Source organism: Saccharobesus litoralis (genome assembly GCF_003063625.1).
GTDB classification, from domain to species: Bacteria; Pseudomonadota; Gammaproteobacteria; order Enterobacterales; family Alteromonadaceae; genus Saccharobesus; species Saccharobesus litoralis.
On record NZ_CP026604.1, the window covers coordinates 1,327,202 to 1,352,103 of the forward strand.

The window sequence follows — 24,902 nt, forward strand, 5'->3', positions numbered from 1 at the left end:
CCATGGACCTAATTCAGTTTTTTGGGCGTTTTCACGTCTTAATTTTGCATATCCCCATTGGTATTTTGCTAATGGCCGCACTAATGGAGGTGCATCTTGTCTTTAGTAAAAGACAGCGTTCCTCACTTCTCAATTGGATTTGGTTGTGGGGAGCTGTTTCTGCCATTAGTGCTTGTATTCTGGGTTACCTATTATCACTTGGTGGTGGCTACAGTGACGAAGCCATCTTTATTCACAAGGCCTTTGGTATCTCGACTGCGGTTATCGCGATAGTTGCAACCCTTGTCTTCTTTGTAGTGGGTAACCGTAGCAAACTTGTGACGCTTGGTGCATCAGGCGTACAACTATTACTGCTTTTTGCCACAGGTCACTATGGTGCCAATATGACGCATGGCGAAACTTACCTTGTTGAGCATGCGCCTAATTTTGTCAGAGTGTTAGCAGGCTTTGAGCCACACCAAGGTGAACGTCCGCCTATTACCTCAATCGAGCAAGCTGAAATTTATGCCGATGTGATCGCACCTATTTTCAAACAAAACTGTGTCAGTTGTCATAACGATGCTAAAGCCAAAGGTAAGTTAAATCTGGCTAATATTGATGGGATACAGCAAGGTGGTAAAACGGCCAGCACACTGGGTGATGGGCAAATTGCTAATAGTGAGCTGTATAAACGTATCACTATGGATCAGCAAAATAAAAAGTTTATGCCTGCTGAAGGTAAAACACCACTAACTGATACCCAAGTTAAAGCCATCGCCTGGTGGATTAAAGCCGGCGCGCCGTTAACAGGTAATATTGTTACCGCAGATATCGACAAGTCTGATCGCAAGATACTCGCCAAAATTCTTGGTTTAGCCGCAGATAATGATTGGCCGTTACCGCAAAAAGACCATGCTCCAAATCAAGTGATTGTGGCCTTACAGCAGCAAGGTTTCTTAGTAAAAACCGTCGCCGACAAAATCAACTACCTAGATGTCGATTATTCGTCAAACTACAAAGCCATCTCCGACCAAGCTGTACAAACGTTAGTCGATGCCAAAGATCATATCGCCTATTTGAACTTGGTTAATTCACAAATTACGCTAGAACAATTCGCCAAACTAAACCAATTACAAGCGTTAATGCGTTTGCGACTGGATAAAACGCAAGTCAGCAGTGCAGCGTTAAAAGCCATCGCTAGCTTGCCTAACCTTCAACACCTTAACCTATTCGCCAGTCAAGTCGACGATACGGCGATCGAATATCTGCAAGCCTTTCCAACATTGCAGCGTGTTTATTTAGGCCAGACTCAAGTCAGTGCCCAAGCTATTAGCCAACTGCAACAAGCTCGCCCTGACTTAAGTATTTTAGGGTTATCAACCAAGTTGAACGATTTCACCAAGGCAACCCAAGACGTATTAGCTGCGCAAAAACAGAAAGAAGCCAAAACGAAACAAATAAAAAAGAACAATAAGACCAAATCTTAAGAGACAGATCATGACCACGGAATTTGAAATTACAAAACAAAACAACAACAGCGAATTGATTAATCCAGATAAACGCAGTTTCTTAAAGAATTCGGCGGCACTCAGTTCAATGTTATTACTCGCTGGCGTGGGTGGCACGAGTAACCAAGCTTTCGCACATCAGCCACCCAAACAACCAACACCACAAGCTTTGCGTAACGCGCATGGCAAAATTGTGGGTCATGGCGATTTTCGCTACAAAGTGAACTACTTTTGGGGTGACCTCGATCCTGCCAAAGTACCAGTCGAAAGCTGCCATGGTTTAGCTTTCGACTCCAAAGGTCGCATCGTTATGGTGACCGACAATGGCGTTAATAATTTCATCATCTACGATAAAAGCGGCAAGTTAATTGACGCGTGGGGTACGCAATTCCCCGGTGCTCATTCGGTAAAAGTGGTCAACGAAAACGGCGAAGATTTTATTTATATCGTTGATTGTGGCTGGGTATTAAATCGCCATTGGGATGGCAAAGGCCGTAAAGGCAAAATGCGTAAACAAACTGGCTTTGTGGCTAAATTAACCATTGAAGGACGCTTGATTTACACCATAGGCCATCCGCAAACCATAGGTGTGTACACACCAGAAGAAGACTTTAACCCCACAGACGTCGCGATTGCACCAAATGGTGATCTGTATATCACCGACGGCTACGGTTCAGACCGAGTGCTGCAATACGATAACAACGGCAGATACATTCGCCACTGGGGTGGCCGTGAAAACAACAACAGCAGCTATAACCTTAAAAATACCCACGGCATAGGTGTTGATCTGCGTAATCCGGCTGATCCGCATTTAATTGTCAGTTCACGCGCAGCTAACGAACTTAAACTATTCGGTATGGATGGTAGCTATCGCAGTACTTTACAAACCCCGGGCGCTTTTGTTGGTGGCCCAATCTTTAAAGGCGACTATGCCTATATCCCAGTTTGCTGGTCGGTCGTTGATGGTAAACGTCGTGCCAATTCGGGCTTTATTACTGTGCTCGATAAAAACAACAAAGTGGTATCCAACCCGGGTGGCACTGAGCCCATCTATAAAAACGGCAAGTTACAGCCCATGCATACCACTTGGGATGTGTTTAACCACTGCCATGCCGTTTGTGTCGACGATGAAGAAAACCTTTATGTCGGCCAATGGAATGCCAATGAAACTTATCCAATAAAGTTGGAGCGTATCTAACATGCCAACCAATACCTTATCGCGCCTGCTACTGGCAGGCTTAGCCGGATTAGGCTTAAGTGCCTGTGGTGACAAAGTCGATCCCGATGTCGCTAAATATAATCTGCCTGAAGTGGTGGACTATAACTTCCATATTAAGCCGATTTTATCCGACAGTTGCTTTTTATGTCATGGCCCAGACACCGCCAATGCCAAAGCGGGTTTAAGCCTAAATACCTTTGAAAAAGCCACAACCCACAAACTCGACTCGGGTAACTTCGCCATAGTACCGGGTGATGCCGATGCCAGTGAAGCGTTACAACGCATATTAACTGATGATCCGGGCATAATGATGCCGCCATCAAACTCAAATTTACGTTTGTCGGATCGCGATAAAGCCTTAATCAAGCGCTGGATCAATCAAGGCGCTGAGTACAAAAAACATTGGTCGTTTATCAGTCCAGAAACACCAAACTTACCAGAAGTAGCGCAACAAGATTGGCCAGTTAACCCCATCGATAATTTCATTCTTCATAAAATAGAAAGTAAAAAGGTTGAAGATAAACAACTTAAGCCAAATGCTGAAGCGGATAAAGAAACCCTTATTCGCCGCGTAACGTTTGATATCACGGGTTTACCGCCAACGTTGGAAGAAATCGATAGTTTCCTTGCCGATAACAGTGCCGATGCTTACGAAAAACTCGTTGACCGTTTACTGGCTAAACCAGCTTACGGCGAACGTATGGCATCGGAATGGCTCGATGTCGCGCGTTATGCCGATACCCATGGTTACGCAACTGATCCGTATCGCGATGTTTCGCCATACCGCGACTGGGTAATTAAAGCGTTTAACGAAAATAAACCGTTTGATGAGTTTATTACTTGGCAGTTAGCTGGCGATTTATTACCGACCCCTAGTGACGAACAGCTACTCGCCACCGCTTTCAACCGTATGCATACTCAAAATAACGAGGGCGGGATCGTTAACGAAGAATTCCGCGTTGAGTACGTAAAAGACAGGGTTCAAGCCGTTGGTACAGGTTTACTTGGTTTAACCATGCACTGCGCGCAATGTCATGATCATAAGTACGATGATATTCCAGCCAAGCACTACTACCAAACCTTCGCCATGTTCAACAATATTGACGAATCAGGGCAGATCTCTTGGGATGCGGGCGATATGCCAGTGCCGACTATGTTGTTGCCGAATGACGAGCAAAAGGCCAAAGTCACAAAACTTAAACAACAAGTCGAGAACCAAGAAAGCGCGCTAGAGGTTGTCGCTAGCAAGAGCCAATCGGGTTTCACGAATTGGTTAAAAAACAAAGCTAAGGCAGATCTTTTCGCTAACGATGTGCTAATAGCACATTACCCATTTAGCCAAAAAGACAGTACCAAAACCATTCACAATGCCTTAGATAAAAAGCAAACAGGTAAAGTCTTGTTTAGCTCCAGTAAATACCAAAAAGACGGCCCAGCTTTGGTAGTGAAAACCGACCAAGGTAATGAGGCCATTGAGGTTAACGGTGATGACGCTTTATTCTTCCCATCCATGGATCACTTTAATCGCGCAACCCCCTTTACCGTGGCGATTAAAGCTAAGTTCCCTGCCGATTTAACCGATGGCGTATTATTCCACTTTAATAAATCATCGATTTTGTATAACTACAAAGGCTTTGATGTCACCGTGGAAGACAACCATTGGGTAGTACGATTAGCTCATACTTATCCATACAATGCCATTGCCTTGCGCTCTCAACAGCCAGTTACAACCGACGTTTGGCAACATGTCGCCCTTACCTATAATGGTTCGTCGAAAGCTGATGGTGTAACCCTATATGTAGACGGCCAACCTGTGGCCATGAATGTCGAACGCGACAACCTTTACAAAGATATTCGCCATCGTCCAAAAGACGAACTCGGCTTAGTAGTAACACTTAAAGTTGGTGCACGCTGGCGTTCACGAGGCGCAGCACTAACATTAGTTGATGACTTAAAAGTGTGGTCAACCGACTTAACTCAAGTTGAAATATTAGCCAATGCTAATCAAGCCTTAGGTAAAGACTTTTCAGTTGGTGATGTTGCAAGTGAATCGCAATGGTTAGCCTACTACAACCAACGCGTAAACAAGCAGTATGTCCAAGCTTTGGACAAACTAACGGATGTGCGTAACCAATATAACGCGGCCAATGAAGACATTCCTGAGATCATGATCATGCAGGAATTAGCCGAACAGCGCCCAACTTATATTCTTGAACGCGGTTTATACAACAACTATGGTGAACAAGTAGAAGCAGGGGTGCCAGAGGCTGTGTTCCCGTTTGATCCAAATCTACCGAAAAACCGCATTGGTTTAGCTAAATGGCTAACCGATCCACAACATCCTTTGTTAGCTCGTGTAGTCAGTAACCGCTATTGGATGATGCTAATGGGTACAGGTATTGTGCGTACGCCAGAAGACTTTGGTAGCCAAGGCCAATTGCCTACCCACCCTGACGCTTTAGATTGGCTAAGTCGCGAGTTTATCGATTCAGGTTGGGATATTAAGCACATAGTTAAAACCATCGCGATGTCAGCAACCTATCGCCAAAGCTCAATTGCTAGCGAGCTGAAGCTCGAAGCCGATCCGGAAAATACCTTATACGCTCGCGGGCCAAGTAACCGTTTAACCGCAGAAATGTTGCGTGACAATGTGCTTGCAGCCAGTGGCTTGCTGGTTGAAAAGCTCGGTGGCAAAAGTGTTTACCCCTATCAGCCTGAAGGCTTATGGGTAATGAACCGTGGTAAATATCAGCAAAGCACAGGTGACGATTTATACCGCCGCAGTTTATACACAATTTGGAAGCGTAATGCGCCACCACCCAGCATGCATAACTTTGATACACCCACTCGTTCATACAGTGTGGGTACACGTCAATCAACCAATACGCCATTACAAGCATTAACCCTGATGAATGATCCGCAGTATGTGGAAGCTGGGCGAATTTTGGCCGAGCGTGTCATGACAGAAACACAAGATGGCGACCAACGCTTGGTGAATTTGTACCGCCGCTTAACCAGTAAGTTCCCAGACGAACACGAATTAAGCCTGATGCAAGATATGTATAAAACCTTCGCGGATAAATTCCAGAAGGCACCAGAGCAGGCTGACGAGCTACTCACAGTCGGTGAAAAGCCAAGCTCAAAGCAACTTGATAAACATAGTTTGGCTGCACTCAGCACAGTCGCCAACCTAGTGATGAACCACGACGCAACGGTTATTAAGCGTTAATCGAACATGTTAAGCGAATATGTTGAGCGAACATAAGTAAAGCGCTAAGGAATCATTATGAAAACCCTAGATCAATTATTAAAAACGCCGGAAAACCCAATAAGTCGTCGTCAGTTTTTAAAAGGCGCATCGGTAGCCGGTGGCGCCGGAGCACTCGCCAGCATCCCAGGTTTAAGTTACGCCGATGCTAGTAAAATAATATTGCCGGATGACAAGTTAGACCTTGCTCCTGACATTAGCCCAGATACCAGCTTAAACGGAGTAATGGGACAACCGCATTTCCCTGCCAAAGCCAAACGCATGATCTACTTGTTCCAAAGCGGTGGTCCATCGCAAATGGAATTGTTCGACTACAAACCCATGCTTAACAAAATGCACGGGCAAGAGATCCCAAGCGAAGTAAAAGGCGATACCACGTTAACCAGTATGACAGCCGATCAAACTTCACTGCCTTTGGTTAAATCAATCTTTGACTTTAAGCAGCACGGTGAATCCGGCGCTTGGGTCAGTGAGCTATTGCCACACACCGCCAATATCGCCGACGATATCTGTTTTATAAAATCGGTGCACACCGACGCGATCAACCATGATCCAGCCGCCACCTTTATGCTAACCGGCTTCCCAATTGCTGGTCGCCCAAGCCTAGGTGCTTGGTTAAGTTATGGCTTAGGCAGTAACAACAACAACCTGCCGCCATTTATTGTATTACTGACCAACCAAATTAAAGGTCAACCAGTCTTTGCGCGTTTATGGGGTAATGGCTTCTTACCGTCAATCCATCAAGGCGTACAGTTCCGCTCGGGTAAAGATCCGGTACTATTCGTTAATAACCCGCCGGGTATGAGCCGTTATGATCGCCGTGAAATGCTTAGTTATCTAACCAAACTGCATGGTATTCAGCATGCTAAAACCATGGATGATGAAATTCATTCACGTATTGCCCAATACGCCATGGCCGAACGTATGCAAACCTCAGTACCAGAAGTGACCGACTTCTCGGATGAGCCAGATTGGGTATTTGATATGTATGGCCCAGATTCGCGCACACCGGGTACATTCGCCGCAAACTGCTTGCTAGCCCGCCGTTTAGCCGAACGTAACGTTAAGTTTACTCAACTATTCCATCGTGGTTGGGATCACCATGCCGGATTACCAGGTGGTATAAAACAAATGTGTCGTGAAACCGACCAAGCAGCAGCTGCACTAGTCACCGATCTTAAACAACGTGGCTTGCTAGATGATACCTTAGTCGTTTGGGGTGGCGAGTTTGGCCGTACTAGCTATTGCCAAGGTAAATTCCATGAGAAGAAATACGGCCGTGATCATCATCCAAATGCGTTTACCATGTGGATGGCTGGTGGCGGCGTTAAGCCGGGTATCAGCTATGGTGAAACCGATGATTTCGCCTACAACATCACCAAAGATCCCGTGCATGTGCACGACTTACAAGCCACTATAATGCATTTAATGGGTATTGATCACGAGCGCCTAACCTTTAAATACCAAGGCCGCCGCTTTAGATTAACCGATGTCCATGGCCATGTGGTGAAAGGGATATTGGCGTAAAGTTTGGAATGAAATACCACACCGCTTTTTTAACAAGAAAAATGGTGTGGTTCGTTGAATTTGGGCTTCACATTTTTAGTTGTTGACGACAATGGTTTCACCATAAACAGGTGGTGTTGACTTATAATCATCTCGTACAGCTATATCCTATTTAACGCTAAAAATACTCCGACCAAAACACCTAATACAGAGATACATAACCTCAAATTAAAGTAGATAGCGTTTTCTGATTTTTTAATGACACCTTCAAGGCTGGAAACTTCTTTTACTATCAAAGCGAATATCAACTCCAAAAGAAAGTTCTGCGCAATAATTATTGCAAAATATAGCAACTTTTGTTGATCATTTATCATTCCTAAATGGTGAAAAAATATTACAAGAAGAAACAATGAAACAGTAAACCCGATAGAAAGCCAAAATATTAACGTATAAATAGGCTTGCTAAACTTTTTATGACTTGACAACATTAAACTAATCTTCTGAAGTTAAGTTTATAATTAATTCACTGGCGTTAACTGCTGAATCAACCACACCAAATTGTGGATAACGAATAGCTAATGCACCACTTACTGTCGAAGCGTCAGAAGCATCACAAAAGCACTGCGTTGCACCATAGTTTGTAATTGCAACTGTACCCGCACCTATTTTAACATAAGGATGAGGAGCAACATCCAAAGTAATATTCGCTCCAATTGTAATGACTGGTGATACCACATTACAGTAAACGTAAAACATTATCCCCCTTTAAACACAAGTTTTAAGAGGTGCGGTTCGTGGAACTCACAGCACCCTACCAAGATCATTAGCGATTATACTCCGCCTGCCAATCTTGCATCACGGCTTGATAACCTTGTTGGGCAATAGCCTCGCAGATAGCAGGAGTATTGCGGTTATCATCAATATCAAACTGGCTTAACTCTTGTGCGGATTGTTCGGCGTAGCCACCGGGTTGGGTGCTGGATTCGGCTGACATTGTGGTGATTCCGAGTGGGATCAGTAGATCGCGAAATGCGGCGCGCTCGCGAGTAGAGAGGGATAGCTCGACTTGTGGGAACATCAATCGTAAGGCGCAAACCAGCTGTAATAAGTCGCGTTCGCTTACCTTATTTTGAATCGAGATTTCACCTAATGCTGGTCTTAAACGTGGAAAGGATAGCGAATAGCGGCTGCGCCAGTAGTGTTTTTGCAAGTACGCAAGGTGCTGAGCAAGTACCAAACTATCGGCTCGCCAATCCCTTAAGCCAAGTAATATACCTAAACCAATTTTATCCATTCCGGCTTGGCCTAACCTTTCAGCGGTTTTTAACCTATGTTGATAATCGGCCTTTTGGCCTTTTAAGTGGTAGTTTTGGTATGTATTGGGATCGTAAGTTTCTTGATACACCAATACAGCATCGACCCCGGCTTGTTTTAAACGCTGATAATCGGCAACCGACATCGGCTGTACTTCCAAGCTAATATGTTTAAACAAGGGCCTTAGCTGCTTTACTGCGGCACACAAATAATCAGTATCGACCTTTTTAAGCATTTCGCCCGTTACTAACAATATATGCTGGTATCCCTTGGCAAGAATGGCTTTGGCTTCAGCTAAAATTTGCTCCGGCGTTAAGGCATTACGCCTAACTTTATTATTGGCAGAAAAGCCGCAATAGGTACAAACATTGCTGCACCAGTTAGATAGGTATAAAGGAATATACAACTGGATAGTTTTGCCAAATCGTTGTTGGGTTAATTGCTGGCTAACTTGGGCCATTTGCGGCAAATAAGCTTGGGCAGCGGGTGAGATAAGTGCTGCGAATTGATCAAGCGATAAACCCAAACCAGATTTGGCTTGCACAATGATCGATTCAATATCAGCTTTTTTGGTCGCAAGGATTTGCTGATTGAGTTGTTGCCAGTTAATTAATTGACTGGTTTGGTAAAAAGATTCTGCCACGCGTTAGCTCGCTTTATTATTGTATTTATGGAAAAGGATTTATTATTCGAATAGCAAAGCTATAACCTTTTCAATAAAGATATGATCAATTGAATCCCTTGTAGGTCGAAGCTGCTGCTTCGTCAAAACCTTAAAATACGACGCGAGCGTCGAACCTATAAAAATAGCTAGCCTTGTTTCAACTAATCAAAATTGCAGATCGAGGTTCGTTTAAAGCGCCTACATTATTGCTTGTTCTTGTGCCTGCAAAAACTCAGTTAGCGGACTACTTGCTTGGGCTTCAAATGTTTTATTAGCCATGCCGGCTTGATAGGCTAAGCGTCCGGCTCGTACGGCATAGGCAAATGCTTTAGCCATGGCGACAGGATCATGTGCGACCGAAATAGCGGTATTGACCAATATGGCATCGGCGCCCATTTCCATTGCTTGTGCAGCATGCGATGGCGTGCCGAGTCCGGCATCGACTATGACTGGGACATTAGCTTGCTCAATAATAATGCGTAAAAATGCTGCGGTTTGCAGACCTTGATTAGAGCCAATCGGTGCGGCTAGCGGCATAACTACCGCGCAACCGGCTTCTTCCAATTGCTTACACAATACCGGATCAGCATGAACATAGGGCAGTACGGTAAAACCTTGCTCGCATAGGACTTGTGCGGCTTTTAAGGTTTCAAGCGGATCTGGCATTAAATAGCGCGGATCGGGATGGATCTCTAATTTTACCCAGCGGGTACCAAAGGCCTCATGTGCCAAATGCGCAGCATAAATAGCTTCTTTAGCATTGGTTGCGCCAGAGGTATTTGGCAGTAAACGCACACCTGTATCTTGCAGTGAGGTTAAAATATCATCTTGGCCGTTAGTCACTGGATCAATACCAACTCGCCCAACATCTACCCGTTTTAGCGCCAATGTCGCCATTTCGGTTTCGGACGCCCTAATGGCCAAACGCATTAGCTCTGTGCTTGCAAATTTGCCAGTACCCATTAATAAACGCGAGTTAAATTCAACATCGCCTATTTTAAGTAGCATAATTTGGCTTAACCTCCCGCAATCGCTTGAAATACGTCGACTTTATCGCCGGCTTGTAAGGTAAATTCGGGCCACATATTTTGCGGGATCACTTCAAAGTTAACCGCGACGGCTAAGCCCTTGTTATTGGGCAATTGTGCAATCAAAGCTGCAAGATCAGGCTTGGTTACTTGTTGGGATTGACCGTTTAATTGAATTGCGATCATTGGGTTTACCTATTTATTTTTTGGCGATTACAACACTGGTCTTGGTCAAGCAACAGTCGAAGGGAAAGTGTTATAAAACAACTCTTTCCCTTCGACTGCCTTGGTTTATGGTGAGCTCGACGAACTACGCTCAGGGTGAAGGTCTTTATTACCTTCCTACTGAAAAAATGCTCTTTACCTAAGCCACTTTTCTCGGTTGTTTATGATAATGACGTAAGCCGTGTTCGGTTTGGCGTGGTGAGCTAAAGCTGGATACTTTTTTCAAGTAGCCAATAATACGCGTCGCCCAGTCTATCTTGGTTGAGCCGCATTGCTGGCAGCTATGACGGGTATGTTTATCAATATAGCCACAGTCATTACATAAGGTGATCTTGACGTTGGTTGTCCAATAGTTGCAGCCGGTTTTCGCAGCAATTCTATACAACTTTAGGTATTGTTCTTGATCTGGATATTCTTCCAAATTTAAGTGTAGCGCCGAGCCGCCATCTAAAAATTGATTTAACGCTTTACCATGCAAAATAAACTTATCGAGTAGGTTTACGTCGTTATCTTCGACCGCATAAAAGTACGAGTTATAGCAATCGCGGGTTACTTCTAAACCTTGTTGTCGATCCCATTTAGCGTTTTTGACTCCAAGGTTTTCGGCCGGTACAAACTCGGTATTAAACTTATAGCCCCATTCTTTACTCGCTGCGCGGTTGGCATCAAAGATCACTTTAAGTTGGTTGGTAACAAACTCAACATAGTCTGGATTGTTACCGGCTCTTAGCCCTTGCGACTCTGCCGCTTCGACCATGCCGTTGATGCCTATGGTCAAAAACTGCTTATCGAGATGAATAAAACCTGCGTCATATACTGGCATTAAGCCATTGTCTTGATAGTCTTCTAAAATTTTGCGATAAGCCACTTGGTACTTATGAATATTGTCGACTTGTTTTTGTAAGTCTCCGCCCTCTTGCACTAAACGATTAATATTTAGGGTCATGACATTAATCGAACCCGTCGCGACTCCACCAGCACCCAAGGTATAAGAGAAGGTATTGTCATTAATTTCATTACGTAAGCGGCAGCAGGAAGCTAATGAATCTGGGTTATCCGACATATACACAAAGAAGCTATTGCCGTTAGCGTTTTGTTGAGCGCAGAAATTGGCGAAATCGAGATCAGACGGCTCACCATCATTAGTAAGCATAGCCGCAGTGACTACAGGATAGGTCAATAATGCTTTATTGCGTTCTTCGTTAAACCAGTTCATAAAGAAGCACTGTAAGCGATCTATGCTATCCCAGTTTGGTTGATGTAACTGTGGATCATCAGATGTCGCGGCCTCAGGAAACACAAAGTTCTCGAACATGGCTTGACCAAACTCTCGCGAGAAAATACTGATATTCCAAAATACAGATTGATAACCGCGTGCCGCCGCTGGTTGATTTAAGCTATACACCACATGCTGTAAATGCGCTTCAATGGTAGTTTTATGGGTTGTTAAGTAATCGTCACCATAGTCTTTGCGGGCGAAATAATCGAAGTAGCACAAAAACTCAACCGTCGCGACTGCACCAGCAAACTGGGCGCTAACCGCAAACACTAGATTGATAAAAGCCCCACAAAATGATTCCAGATGTTGAGGCGCTTTAGATTCACCACCAAGTTTAACTAGGCCATCTAATAACAAAGGATACAAGGTTAGGCTTACGCAATACGGTTTTAATGAACTTTCATCATGGCAATATAACAGATGAGAATCTAAGTCCGCCAAGTACTGCTGGGCTAGCTCGTCACCGAAAAGTTCGCGAATTTTTGCGGTTAATAACTGGCGATTAACCGCTATATTAATGTCCTTGTTTAACTCATTTTCTAACGTCGCTAAGTTCTTACAACTGACGTTGGCATTGGCATCATATTTCGAGCCATCGGCGGCGTTACTGGCATGAATATAGTTATCTATAAATTGGACTTTATGTTGAACTAGGCTATCGGATAAGTGCTGCATTTTATTCTTGTTCCTATCTGCAATTAAGTAATTCGTCGAGCAACCGGTGACACTATATCTTGTGTCTTGGAGCAGTATTAAGCACCACATATAGTATTAATTCCAGTTGAGAAGAGATCTCAATTGACGCAAATCAAGCCGTTTTTATAAATACTTTACAAGCCTATTTTTGTTGGTTTAAATCAAAGAAATTGTGTTTACTGCCTAGTGTGTTTGAAACTTGGCATTGAGCAGCTCTCCCGTGTGTACGTTAACAAACCTTTGGTTAGTGGTGGCTTTGTCTAGGCCTCCCAATTTGGGCTGCCACCGTCCATATTTAACATAATCTAATTGAGCCAATATAGGTTTGCTCAACTTATCTTTACCTGTATACAAACACGTCTTAAGCCCACGCTTTTTAGCAATACTCAAGCAAATAATGAGTTGATCACTTTGCCACTCACCGCCAAAAAACACCACACAACTGATCAAGGCTTGGTACTTATCTAACCATTTAATGTAATCTGCTTCTGTTAATGGTTGACCATAATTGGGGTCGTGGATCTCTGGGCTATGGCAACCTTCGCACTTTAGTGCGCAGCCGGTGATAGTGAACAATAACGACACTTCACCTGGCACTTCTTGCAATACCACTTGTGGTGTTAAGTAATTAAACATGACTTACCCCTTGCGACACATGCAGCTCAGCATAAAAGTCGATAAATTGATTTAATGGTTTGGCTAACACATCGCGATCAAACGCATCTAAGAAGTTTTTCAAAGCCAAGCCAAAATCTGTATCACCCGTGATCTGCAATTGGCGTCGAAAAAATAAGGTATCGGGATCACACTGTTGCGCTGCCATTAAGACAAAGGCTTTATGTTGACCACTAATGGTGACGTCAGCCTCTTTACTGTCTCTAGCATTAGCCGTACCTGGTCGCCGACAGGTGATCTTGGCTTTCTGATCTTTTCGCTTATTGGCTGATGGTGTAACAGAGATCTGCACATGCAATGGAATATCGAGCATTTTTAAGCCTAGCCATTTGCCTTGCAAAAAATTTAACTCTCCATTGTTTAATGGTTCAGCAAAGACTTGGTTAAACATCTCAGCCAACACGCTATCCATTAAACGTTGTGGCAATATTTGCTGACTAAAAGCGAGGAGTTTAGGTACTACAACATTAGCGGGTGCTAGACGGTTTAACTGAGAAAATAATTGGGTCATGTGAGTCTTATGGGTTAAAAATTTGTAAATCAGTATAAGAAGCTAATAGCCCGCACCTTTAATCTAAATCAACGAAACCCTGCTTCTAGGCTTTTATACTGCGATTCATTCCTTCATCATGATGTGGATCAATTATGCAATTATTGAGCCCCGCTGGTAGCCTGCCAGCGGTAAAATCAGCCTTAAAGCAGGGTGCTGATGCTATCTATATCGGCTTAAAAGACGACACCAACGCCAGACATTTTTCCGGCTTAAATTTTGACAATAAAACCATCGGCCAAGCCGCCCAATTAATCCAACAGCAAAATAAACTGTTACATATTGCCATTAACACTTTTGCTCACCCAGGCCAGTTTAAGCGCTGGCAATACGCGGTTGATCATGCCGTCGATATCGGCGCCAATGTGCTGATACTAGCTGACATAGGTGTGTTAGATTATGCAGCCAATCGCTATCCTGATATCGAGTTGCACTTATCGGTGCAAGCGTCGGCAACCACAGCACAAGGTATTCAGTTTTATCAAAATAACTTTGGTATTAAGCGCGCGGTATTGCCGCGCGTATTGTCGATACATCAAGTAAAACAGCTGGCGCGCACAACCAAGGTGGAGCTTGAAGTCTTTGCTTATGGCAGCTTGTGTATTATGGCAGAAGGACGCTGTTATTTATCTAGCTATATGACTGGCGAAAGCCCCAATACAGCTGGTGCATGTTCCCCCGCCAAATATGTAAGATGGCAAGAAGACGGGCGATATTTAGAATCTCTTCTTAACGACGTGATGATCGACCGTTATGCGCCGGATGAAAACGCTGGCTACCCCACCCTATGCAAAGGCAGGTTCGATGTTGGCAGCCATACCTACCATGCGCTTGAAGAACCAACCAGTCTTAACACCTTGCAATTATTGCCGGAGCTAATTAACACCGGCATTAGCGCAGTCAAAATCGAAGGGCGACAACGCAGCCCAGCTTATGTTGCCCAAGTCACCCAAGTATGGCGCCAAGCGATAGACGCCTGTTTGCAAAACCCGAGTGATTTTGAAGTCGAGCAAAGCTGGAATACCAAGTTAGCCCAGTTATCGGAAGGCAGCCAAACCACGCTGGGCGCTTATCACAGAAATTGGCAATAATTAGATGGAGAAAAACCTATGCAATATTCCCTTGGCGCCATTCAATATTATTGGCCAAAAACAACAATCGAAGACTTTTATCAACAAGCCGCGCAAAGCCCGGCTGACATTATTTATTTAGGCGAAAGTGTTTGTAGCAAACGTCGTGAACTTAAATACAAAGATTGGCTTGATGTCGCCCAACAGCTAGCGGCGGTAGGTAAACAAGTAGTGCTATCCACCATGACATTATTAGAAGCGCCGTCTGAAGTTAATGTATTAAAACGTTATTGCGATAATGGTGAGTTTTTAGTTGAAGCCAATGATATTAGTGCTGTGCAACTGTTGAGTGAAAACGGTGTGCCTTTTGTCTGTGGTCAGCCGATTAATATTTATAATGCGCGTAGCCTCAAACAGCTGCGTAGTTCAGGCATGATGCGTTGGGTGATCCCTGCTGAGCTGAGTCGCGACTGGATCACCACTTTGCTAAATGAGTATGCCGAGCTTTATCATAATCAAGATTTTGAAGTGGAATTGTTTGCCTATGGTCATTTGCCATTAGCATTCTCAGCCCGCTGTTTCACCGCCAGATCAGAAAACCGCGCCAAAGATGATTGTGAATTGTGCTGTATTAACTATCCGCAAGGGCGACCGACTTATAGCCAAGATGGCCAGCAATTGTTTGTACTTAACGGTATTCAAACTCAAGCCGGAAAATGCAGCAACTTAATTAATGATTTGGTAGATGTTGATGATTTAATCGATATTATTCGCATCAGCCCGCAAGCGGAAAACACGTTCGATATTCTGCAAAACTTTATCGCACAAGAAGCCTCGCCGGTTAAGCAGCCATTAAGTAAACAACAAACCAATGGTTATTGGCACAATATTGCGGGTATGCACTCAGTTTAAAGACAGGCTAAATAGGCTTTTGTAGCGCCAGTTAATCTATATCAATTAACATTGTCATTGAGGTTTTTATACTGCGCGCTATCAATAAATGACACCTAAGGTGATCCTATGGATTTAGCAAACCAACGCCGCGAATATAGGTATGCTAATTTAGATCTTGAGCAAGCTAATAAAGATCCATTACCTCAACTATTGAGTTGGTTAGATCAAGCGCAAGCAGCACAAATAGTCGATGCATCCGCTATGACTTTATCAACAGTCGATGAGCAAGGCATGCCAAGCTCACGTACTGTATTACTAAAAGGCATAGATCAAAAAGGCTTGGTGTTTTATACCAATCTCGCCAGTAGTAAAGCCAAAGATATCAGCGTAAATAACCAAGTTTGTTTACATTTTGCTTGGCTTCAACAAGATCGCCAAGTACGAGTTCAGGGTGTCGCCAATCGGTTAAGCACAACACAAGTGTTACACTATTTTTTAACTCGACCACGCAATAGCCAACTCAGTGCATGGGCTTCTGAACAGAGCCGAGTGCTCCAATCACGTGAGGTTTTAATACAACAATATGAACAAATGAAGCAAAAATTTAAAGACGGTAAGATCCCACTACCCGCTCATTGGGGCGGCTATTGTGTTACCCCTATTCGTTTTGAGTTTTGGCAAGGAGGGAACGATCGTTTACATGATAGGCTAGTGTATCGTCGACAATCTGACCATGCATGGTCTATTGAAAGGTTAGCCCCATGATCACAAAACCCCGCTTAGGGCGGGGTTTAAAGGCATAAGAAAGTTAACTTCGTTTGCAATAAACGACAATTATTTCGCTTTTTTAACTGCCTTTTTCAGCTTTTTGATTTTAGCTTGCTGCTTAGCTACTTTCGCTTTACGTGCTTTAATTTCTTTCTTAAGTGCTTTTACTTTATTAGCCATGGTTTTAGACCTTTTTTGATTAATTAACAGACATCACAACAGGATGCACTATTAACGGTGTATATCACCCGTTAATTCGATTATCTATTCATTGTTATGTTGCTTGATAAAATCACGTATAAAACGGCGGATCTCACGAGCTGCACTGGTGTCGAGTTCTTCACACAAGGAGACAAATTCATCTCGCTCGTCGCCATTTATGCGAATGATCAACTGACTGTCCTTTTTGCTCGCTTTTTTACGCTCCTTTTTCATACAACCCAACAACTAATTAGATATACTTTGTATATACAAAATATATGCACATATTTAGTTTGTCAAATTTCCCCTTAGGAAAATTTCTGCTCAGGGTTGGGTTTTCAGGCTCAACAAGCATAAATGTTCACCCACAAAGAAGAGTTGTTTGCAGGCTCTGCAAGCATAAATGCTAACCCACAAAAAAAGGTTGTTTGCAGGCTCAACAAGCATAAATGCTAACCCACAAAAAAAGGGTTGTTTGCAGGCTCAACAAGCATAAATGCTCGCCCACAAAAAAAGAGTTGTTTGCAGGCTCGGTTTGGATAAAAGAGCCCACAAAGGTTTTATTTAACAAGAGCTGAAATCGTTACACTGGCTCCAGCTTAATAACCCGCTACTTGCACTTGATCTTTACCCAATTGCTTTGCTTGATACAAGGCTTTATCAACTCGGTATAGCAATTGATTAACTGACTCTTGAGTTTGCCACTGTGCAACGCCAAAACTCGCGGTAAATTGAATAGGTTGAGTTTCAAAATAGCTGATGCGTTCAGCCATTTTATAGCGCAATCGTTCTGCTAATTGCTGAGCTTTGCGTGCATCATGTCCAGGTAATACTAACAAAAACTCCTCACCGCCCCAGCGGATCAAACTTTCTGTTGAGCCAAAAACACTACGCACTACGTCAACGGCATCAAGGATAACTAAGTCCCCCGCCATATGCGTATAAGTATCGTTTATTTGTTTAAAGTTATCTAAATCAAATAAGATAATGGAACAGGGCTGCTTGTCTCGCAGTTGTTTTTTGCTTTGCTGAATGATCATGTCGAAGCCATGACGATTAGCCACATTGGTTAATTTATCGGTTATCGCGGTTCGCTCTAACTCACTCTGATAGCGTCTTAACGTATAAAACACCACCATAATCACCAACACAGAGATACACAAACCAATAAATAAATTAACCATTAACGGCCGCACAATTCGATTATCCCAGGGTTGTTCAGTATGACTTATCATCAAATACCAACCCAGTTCTTGAATAAAGCGACTGTTAACATGCGTGGTGCGTGTGCCTTGTTGAAAACTTGCTGTGCTGTTTGGCGCACCAAGCAAAGTTTGCGCTTGAGGCTGTGACAAACCTTTAATATCCGTTAATGATAAAATCGGTCGAGGGCTTTCGCCTTGCAGCATAGCCTTGCCTTGCTTATCGGTAAAAAAGATAAAAAACTGCTGATGCGGGTTATGACTGTCGAGTAATTGCTTGACTGAATGGACAGACAAACCAATGCCAATGGCGCCCAAATACTCACCATGGGTATCTAACACTTTATAATTAATAAACACAGTGAGTGATTGTAAATCTCGGGTATCTATGTCGATATTTACAATGTAATCTTGCTGACTTTGTCGAACCGCAAAGTACCAATGATCTTGCGGATCATTAGCTGAAACACGACGTAATATGCCGTTAGGGTGGTAGTAATTTAGGGTTTTATCTGAAACAAAAAAACTGGTAATTGCGCCATTGCGTTGTTTAATTTCACGTAAATATCGCTGCATTTTATCAGGATCAGCTTCACCGTTTTTAACCCAATCATGGACAAAGGTATCTTGCGCCATTAACGAAGATATATGAATTGGCGCCATGAGCTTTTCTTTAATCTTTGAGTAAATGCTAATGCCAGTTAAAGGCACCACTTCAGATACTATCTGCTCAGATAAAGATTGCCGCGCGGACCAATAACTAATGGTACTGACAGTAATAAAGCCAATAAATAAGATAAATGAGACTAAGCCCAACGCCCTGTTTTTACTATTCATTTGATCAACAACAATAACCCTGTTGTGCTTAGCATATAGAATTTTTAACTCAGGAACAAAAAGAAAGTCACCGCTATGGCGCGTAAACATTCACATGATGGTTTACACCGCATAACCACTCAAATTAAAGGCTTTATAACGTATCGTCCAACAAGTGCTTTATAGTCGGCTCTAGCGCTAAAGCCATTTCAAGATACATAGCTTGATTAGGGTGTAAACCGTCAGACATCACGTCTGGTTGAATAACGCCTTGCTCATCTAAAAAGAGTTCGCCAATGTCTAGCCAAAAGAGATTTTGTTGGTTAGCTAGTGGCTTGATCAGCTTATTAATTTCGTTATTGCGAAGTCGCATAGGATCATCCGGCGACGCTTCGCGCGGTAACAAGCCCAGTAATAATATGCGAGAATTGGCTAGCTTAGCTTGAATGGCTTGAATAATCAGCTCGATACCTTTAGCGGTTTGCTCGGCAGGGTCCATGCGATGTCCGGTATTATTAGAGCCTATCATTAATACCAATAGCTTGGGCGCTATATTGTCTAACTCACCGTGTTCTATGCGCCACAATACATTCTCGGTACGATCGCCAGAAAAACCTAAATTGAATGCGTGCCGCGGCTGGTAATACTTTTGCCAAACGGCAGCACCGCGGTCTTCCCATGCTTGGGTGATGGAATCACCCAAAAACAGCAAATCAATTTGGCCTTGGATCTGCTTAGCATGCAACTTAGCTTGATGGCGTGGCAGCCACCAAGGCACAGCCCATTCATCCGTTTGCTGTGCGGGAACTATGGCTGGATGTTGTTCTTGCTGTAGTTCTTGTTTTGACTCTTGTTGTGGCTCTCGCACTTTCGTGATCACTTAAGCTTTAGGGTCAAGCGGTAAAATATCAATGCGCTTGAACTGGGTAGGATGGGTTTCTGCTTGAATAGCAATATGGCCAGCACTCATCATTTTGCCACCATACATGGTTTTATATTTATCGAGGGACTTTTCATCTAATTGAATTTGACCATACTCGAACACGACTTCTCCATCAATAATATGGCGGATCACTTCACTACCGCGCACTTCAATTTCCACATCGACCCATTGATCACCATGATAGGTTTTAGAGACAGATTTGATACAGTGATCTTTGACTAACTTATTGTTGATCACGACATGTGAGTCTGGCGTACATACGTTCAATGTATTACGTTGATTAGTGCCATCACCGCCTAACAGCTGAGCCTCAATACTGGCAGGAAAAGATTGATCAAGCTCCATGGTTTTTGGATCTTGGCTGTGTAACATAAAACCATTGTTACGATACGCCCAACCAATACCTTGGCGATAGTCATCACTCTTTTTAAGCTGTTCACCGACAAAGCGATAAGTCGCTCGCAGTCGATAATGAGAAAAGCTTTGGTTAGTAAACAAGTGGCCAAACTCACCATTAAACGATTCATGCTGATCAAAGTTGACACTTAATAAACCATTTTCCACTCGAAAGGTATTTTTATAGTTTTCGCCAACAGGAAAGCCTGCAAATTTAACTGTCCAATTGGATAAGTCTTCGCCATTAAATAGCGGCTGCCACTGTTCTGTTGTGCCCGCAGTGACAGCTGTGGTGTCGTTTTGACTGCAAGCGGTTAATCCCAAAGCCAGTATGCAACTAAAAAGAGTAAGGTTGGTTTTCTTCATTATTTTAATAACCTCAACAGAGTTAATTTTACAGTTCAATCCTAATAGACCATCCGGCCTTCATCCTACGTGAGGTCGAAAAGTCGTGTTTATCAAAAATAGCTATTCCAACTGCCCTAGTACTTTTTCCAGAACGAAATAATCAGTTGAATCACTCGCATAATTTACTATCACTAGTGATGTTTTTAGCCATATTTAGATTAAATAAACAACTTCAGGCTGAGCTTGTCGAAGTCTTATTACTTTCTAATTTACCGACACTTCGACTGCTTCGCGCTCAGTGTGAAAGTGATCACCAATGTTTTCAACTAATCAAAATTAAATTGAAAAGGTACTAGTACTGTTTCCAGAAAGAAATGATCAGTTGAATCACTCGCATAATTTACTATCACTAGTGATGTTTTTAGCCATATTTAGATTAAATAAACAACTTCAGGCTGAGCTTGTCGAAGTCTTATTACTTTCTAATTTACCGACACTTCGACTGCCTTGGTTTATAGTGATCTCGACGAACTACGCTCAGTGTGAAAGTGATCACCAATGTTTTCAACTAATCAAAATTAAATTGAAACAGCACTAGTTTTCTATCAATTTTAGTGGCCTTTGGCCTTTTTCTTAACGGGACGTTTTAACGTTTTTAAGAACGCCATCACATCACGCAGTTGGCGCTTAGTCAGCATATAATTCATAGGAGGCATACCTGATATTGGACGCTGGATATTCTTGAGCGTCGATTTTAGATGCGTTTTGGTATCTTCATGGCCAACTTTAACTTTAATGCTGTCGCTGTCTTCCCCCCAATAAACACCACTGATCACATCGCCATTATGCTTCTCTAAAGTAATCGAGCCAAAACCTACCGCGGTATCTGCACTAGGGTCGACCAACGCTCGTAATAAATACTGCTCATTGTGGGCAAGGCCAACGCTAGACAAATCAGGTCCCATTTTTCCACCTTGCCAGTTCACTCGATGACAACGACTACACTGACCACTGCCACTAAAGAAAATATCGCGTCCTTGTTGAGCAATTCCCCCTTCGAGTGTGCTGGCATATTGCTGCTCAATGGGTAGCTGGCTTAGCTTAGTATGATAACGCTGTAGTTCACTTAACACTTGAGGATCAGTACTGGCCTGCGCTGTTTCAATGACTTCAAGTGCGATCCCCGTTGGCAATACATCATCATTTAATTTCGCCAATAGCTTCAACAACATATTTGTCACGCTTGAATGCTTAATACCATGTAGTTGAGTTAGCGCCGCTTTTTGTGAAGTTTGCTTGCCTGAGGCAATTAGAGCCAACGCCTGTTGAATGCCATTTTCAGTATCATGCTCAAGTAGCACTTTAATGGCTGTAGATTGTAAATTGAGCTTAGTTTCAGGTAATACTGTTTTGGCTAAGCCAACAGCTTGTTGCGGCAATGACTGACTTAATAGCGTTAAGGCTTGTACACGAATGTCTTCATTAGCCAACGGATCTTCAGCAATTGCCATTAGTAAATTAGGCGCAATATCATAATTAAAATGACCCGCCATACGCATGGCCTGCACTTGAGCTTTACCAGTGGTATTAGCCAAAATATCGGCCAAGTACTCATGAACTAACGCTGTAATATCAGGTCGCAGGCTGTTCGCTTGAGATTTAAAGCCCACCACATGATCAATCGGGTTAACATCCTGCCAACCTTCAATAGCACCCAAGGCATCTGCCGCTAAATTTTCCGGTAGCTCTTTAGTCGCAGCATAAGCTAGCAGGCGCTTAGCATTGGCTATTTTACCTTCATTGTAGTTAGCATTAATTAACCTATGGTGAGCAAAAACATCACTTTTGCTATTGGTCGGCTTGGTAGGTGTAAGTAATGCCGCCATTTGAGAACGCAATGGTGTTATTTGCAGATCATCAATCGCATAAATAGCTTCATTAACAATGCGTTGATTTTTGTCCTGTAAAAAGCCAACTAGCTCTGGTGCTTTTGTTTGACGCAGCGCCAATAACACTGCCATTCTTACATGCTGTGAATCATGGTTTTTAAACGCCAACCAATGTTGCTTATCTATACCGGCCAACGCCATCACCAAAGCGTGACGTAACCACAAATCCTCTTCTTCTACATCAAGCAGTTTATCGATAACATTAGCCACCGCTCGTTGATCACCAATCCACCCTAAACCTATGGCTGCATACATAGCCACTCGATTATGCGTATCGTCCAACGCATTGCGTAAACCGTCAAAAGCAAAATCAGCCCTATGATCACCTAACACCCGTGCGACTTGAATGCGAACTTGTTCCTGCTGATCATTCAATAAAGGCAACAATACGCCTAAATCTTGTTTAACCATATTGTGTTGCCATACTAGCTGACTTAACCCCCAAATAGCATGGATCCGGGTAAATAACGGCTGGTTAGTGTCCAAGGCGAGATCTTGAAAATAAGGTTGTGCCAAATGCCCACGTTTAGCCATAGCAAACTGAGCACGCTGGCGAATATGCTGATGATCTTCATTCAATAGTGCAATTAGCTGCTTAAATGATTTATCAGCATAATCTTGCGTAAGTAAGGTTTGATAACGGTTTTGTTTTGTTCGTTGCTCGCTACTTAACTGTTGAGGCTCAATTACATGAATGGCACCTTCATTTTCAGGTTGCCAACCGCCCCAATTAAATTCCGACAAATAAAAACGGCCGTCAGGACCAAAATCAACGTCGACCAAGTTAATACCACGCAACATTTCTTTGCGGTCTTTCATTAAAAATGAAGCGCCGTTAGGCTCAAGTTTAAATGTGGTGATATACCCACCGCCGATCGAACCGACAAAATGCGCAATAAAAAAGCTATTGCGCCATTCTTCACCTAAATAATTACTCGGATTGTAAGCAAACCCTGACGGCCCTGTGTATAACGCGCCAATGCTGGGTAACATAAAGGCTGGCTGATTGTCATTACGCGGGCGCGACATATCAAGCGCTAACCAAGCGACAGGCCCCATTGTTTGCCCGACATACTTAGAGGCACGCAATCCAAATTTTCGGGTAAAGCTCATTATGCTCTGATGACCGGCGTGCCAACCTGAATCACCGCCCTCAATTAAAAAATTAACCCTTTCAATGTCACCATGATCACCGTCGTTATCCGCGGTAAATAAATTACCAAACTCATCAAACACCAACTCTTGCGGGTTGCGCAGGCCGGTATAAAAAACTTCAAGGTTAGAGCCATCTGGGTTTGATCTAAATACGGCGCCATAGTTAGGCGCATGATATTTTTTACCTTCTTTGGTGGTAAAAGAATAGCCGCGATCACCCAGCGACCAATACAAACGACCATCTGGTCCCCAAGCAAGGCCATGCATGTCGTGCCCCATAAAGCTAACTCGGGTACCAAAACCGCTTTGCAGAGACTCGCGCTCGTCAGCTATCCCATCTTGATCTTTGTCAGTCAGTTTCCATAAATGAGGAATATTGGTGTAATACACGTCGCCATCACGCTCAATGACGCCCGCACCTAAGCCATCTAAAACGTCATTAAAACCCGTTGCATAAATATGGCTCTTATCAGCAATACCATCATTATTAGTGTCTTGTAATAAACGAATTTGATCGGTCGCTTGAGTGTAATGCGACATAGGAATTTTATCTGCATAGCGTTGATACATGGCAAGACGATCGTCAAGTGTTTCAATTGATACATCATCTATCGCCATAGCTAACGAATAATGCCGAATATCATCCGTACCTTTCATGGGTCGGGCTAGTTCAGTAAGCAACATGCGACCTTGGCTATCAAAGCTAAAGTAAGCGGGGTTTTCGGTTAATTGACTCTCTGTCCATAAAGAGGCTTTTAATCCTGTGGGTAAACTTAAACTATTCAGGCGACTTTGCAGCTTATCTTTATCAAACTCGGCGTAAGCCACACCACTCGTTAATAAACATCCAAGCAATGCAACCATGTTTAACATTAAAGTTGAGCGAAAACACCCAATATTAACTTTATTATTCATACCTTTTTTCATTTACAACAAGTCGCCAACAATGTTAACAATCCTAAAAAGCATTGCTAATTAAAGATAGATAATTATCGGTTTTTAATAAAAGAAAATCGGCGTTGTTAAAAATAGCTGAACAACGTGGACGGCATTAACGCAATTTAAAGTGAGATAAAGCTTATATTTTATAAGGCTTTCACTTGTTTAATCACTTTGTTTACCTTTGTGTTGCATTTATCCAAAACCTGCAACTTGTACACCATCTATTGTTAACAATCTATTTATGACATATAGTAATACCCTAAACAGAGTCATTGAATTCTGTTCAAGCAAAACAAACAGCACAATT

Annotated in this window: 19 protein-coding genes; 7 read left to right on the plus strand and 12 right to left on the minus strand. The window is 43.0% G+C overall.

Annotation, left to right across the window (positions count from 1 at the left end; all coding sequences use genetic code 11):
* The first annotated feature begins 71 nt into the window (after nt 1-71).
* From C2869_RS04630 to C2869_RS04645, 4 genes are read left to right on the plus strand one after another with little or no spacing between them, the layout of a single operon-like run.
* Complete coding sequence (locus C2869_RS04630) at nt 72-1,466, plus strand: c-type cytochrome domain-containing protein (RefSeq protein ID WP_159084035.1); 1,395 nt, start codon at nt 72-74, stop codon at nt 1,464-1,466.
* A 10-nt stretch (nt 1,467-1,476) separates the two neighbouring features.
* Nucleotides 1,477-2,685 (plus strand): NHL repeat-containing protein, encoded by a 1,209-nt coding sequence (locus tag C2869_RS04635; RefSeq protein WP_228710765.1) that lies wholly within the window; start codon nt 1,477-1,479, stop codon nt 2,683-2,685.
* Nucleotide 2,686: 1 nt separating this feature from the next.
* On the plus strand, nt 2,687-5,935 hold the full coding sequence (locus C2869_RS04640; RefSeq protein WP_108601841.1) for a DUF1553 domain-containing protein: 3,249 nt from the start codon (nt 2,687-2,689) through the stop codon (nt 5,933-5,935).
* A gap of 57 nt (nt 5,936-5,992) precedes the next feature.
* Nucleotides 5,993-7,501, plus strand: a complete 1,509-nt coding sequence (locus C2869_RS04645; protein ID WP_108601842.1) for a DUF1501 domain-containing protein — start codon at nt 5,993-5,995, stop codon at nt 7,499-7,501.
* Between the two features lie 471 nt (nt 7,502-7,972).
* On the opposite strand, the gene C2869_RS04655 is transcribed toward C2869_RS04645, so the two are convergent.
* The 7 genes from C2869_RS04655 to ubiT all read right to left on the minus strand — a co-directional run bounded on the left by C2869_RS04655 (nt 7,973) and on the right by ubiT (nt 13,872).
* Nucleotides 7,973-8,236: a hypothetical protein gene (locus tag C2869_RS04655; protein WP_108601844.1), complete on the minus strand. Its 264-nt coding sequence runs from the start codon at nt 8,234-8,236 to the stop codon at nt 7,973-7,975.
* A 67-nt stretch (nt 8,237-8,303) separates the two neighbouring features.
* Entirely contained in the window at nt 8,304-9,437 is a 1,134-nt protein-coding gene (gene thiH / locus C2869_RS04660) for a 2-iminoacetate synthase ThiH (protein WP_108601845.1), read from the minus strand.
* A gap of 219 nt (nt 9,438-9,656) precedes the next feature.
* Nucleotides 9,657-10,466, minus strand: coding sequence for a thiazole synthase (locus C2869_RS04665; protein ID WP_108601846.1), 810 nt, complete (start codon nt 10,464-10,466; stop codon nt 9,657-9,659).
* An 8-nt stretch (nt 10,467-10,474) separates the two neighbouring features.
* A complete protein-coding gene (gene thiS / locus C2869_RS04670; protein WP_108601847.1) occupies nt 10,475-10,672 on the minus strand; it encodes a sulfur carrier protein ThiS in 198 nt (65 codons plus the stop codon).
* Between the two features lie 178 nt (nt 10,673-10,850).
* The gene (gene nrdD / locus C2869_RS04675; RefSeq protein ID WP_108601848.1) at nt 10,851-12,665 is read right to left on the minus strand and encodes an anaerobic ribonucleoside-triphosphate reductase; all 1,815 of its coding nucleotides are present in this window, start codon (nt 12,663-12,665) and stop codon (nt 10,851-10,853) included.
* A 204-nt stretch (nt 12,666-12,869) separates the two neighbouring features.
* On the minus strand, nt 12,870-13,322 hold the full coding sequence (gene nrdG / locus C2869_RS04680) for an anaerobic ribonucleoside-triphosphate reductase activating protein (RefSeq protein WP_108601849.1): 453 nt from the start codon (nt 13,320-13,322) through the stop codon (nt 12,870-12,872).
* Nucleotides 13,315-13,872, minus strand: a complete 558-nt coding sequence (gene ubiT, locus C2869_RS04685) for a ubiquinone anaerobic biosynthesis accessory factor UbiT (RefSeq protein WP_108601850.1) — start codon at nt 13,870-13,872, stop codon at nt 13,315-13,317. The genes nrdG and ubiT overlap by 8 nt, the downstream gene beginning before the upstream one ends.
* 134 nt (nt 13,873-14,006) lie before the next feature.
* Between ubiT and ubiU the strand changes: the two genes are divergently transcribed.
* The 3 genes from ubiU to pdxH all read left to right on the plus strand — a co-directional run bounded on the left by ubiU (nt 14,007) and on the right by pdxH (nt 16,640).
* A complete protein-coding gene (gene ubiU / locus C2869_RS04690; protein WP_108601851.1) occupies nt 14,007-15,002 on the plus strand; it encodes a ubiquinone anaerobic biosynthesis protein UbiU in 996 nt (331 codons plus the stop codon).
* 18 nt (nt 15,003-15,020) lie between these two features.
* Nucleotides 15,021-15,893, plus strand: a complete 873-nt coding sequence (locus C2869_RS04695) for a U32 family peptidase (protein ID WP_108601852.1) — start codon at nt 15,021-15,023, stop codon at nt 15,891-15,893.
* Between the two features lie 108 nt (nt 15,894-16,001).
* Nucleotides 16,002-16,640 (plus strand): pyridoxamine 5'-phosphate oxidase, encoded by a 639-nt coding sequence (gene pdxH / locus C2869_RS04700; RefSeq protein ID WP_108601853.1) that lies wholly within the window; start codon nt 16,002-16,004, stop codon nt 16,638-16,640.
* A 267-nt stretch (nt 16,641-16,907) separates the two neighbouring features.
* On the opposite strand, the gene C2869_RS22565 is transcribed toward pdxH, so the two are convergent.
* The 5 genes from C2869_RS22565 to C2869_RS04720 all read right to left on the minus strand — a co-directional run bounded on the left by C2869_RS22565 (nt 16,908) and on the right by C2869_RS04720 (nt 24,568).
* The gene (locus tag C2869_RS22565) at nt 16,908-17,078 is read right to left on the minus strand and encodes a hypothetical protein (protein WP_199915628.1); all 171 of its coding nucleotides are present in this window, start codon (nt 17,076-17,078) and stop codon (nt 16,908-16,910) included.
* Nucleotides 17,079-17,443: 365 nt separating this feature from the next.
* Complete coding sequence (locus tag C2869_RS04705) at nt 17,444-18,883, minus strand: sensor domain-containing diguanylate cyclase (protein ID WP_159084036.1); 1,440 nt, start codon at nt 18,881-18,883, stop codon at nt 17,444-17,446.
* A 133-nt stretch (nt 18,884-19,016) separates the two neighbouring features.
* Nucleotides 19,017-19,730, minus strand: a complete 714-nt coding sequence (locus C2869_RS04710) for a GDSL-type esterase/lipase family protein (RefSeq protein ID WP_159084037.1) — start codon at nt 19,728-19,730, stop codon at nt 19,017-19,019.
* Nucleotides 19,731-19,742: 12 nt separating this feature from the next.
* Nucleotides 19,743-20,567 carry a 3-keto-disaccharide hydrolase gene (locus C2869_RS04715; RefSeq protein WP_108601856.1) on the minus strand — a complete coding sequence of 275 codons (825 nt, stop codon included), beginning with the start codon at nt 20,565-20,567 and terminating at the stop codon, nt 19,743-19,745.
* Between the two features lie 593 nt (nt 20,568-21,160).
* A complete protein-coding gene (locus tag C2869_RS04720; RefSeq protein WP_159084038.1) occupies nt 21,161-24,568 on the minus strand; it encodes a PVC-type heme-binding CxxCH protein in 3,408 nt (1,135 codons plus the stop codon).
* Between the last annotated feature and the right edge of the window lie 334 nt (nt 24,569-24,902).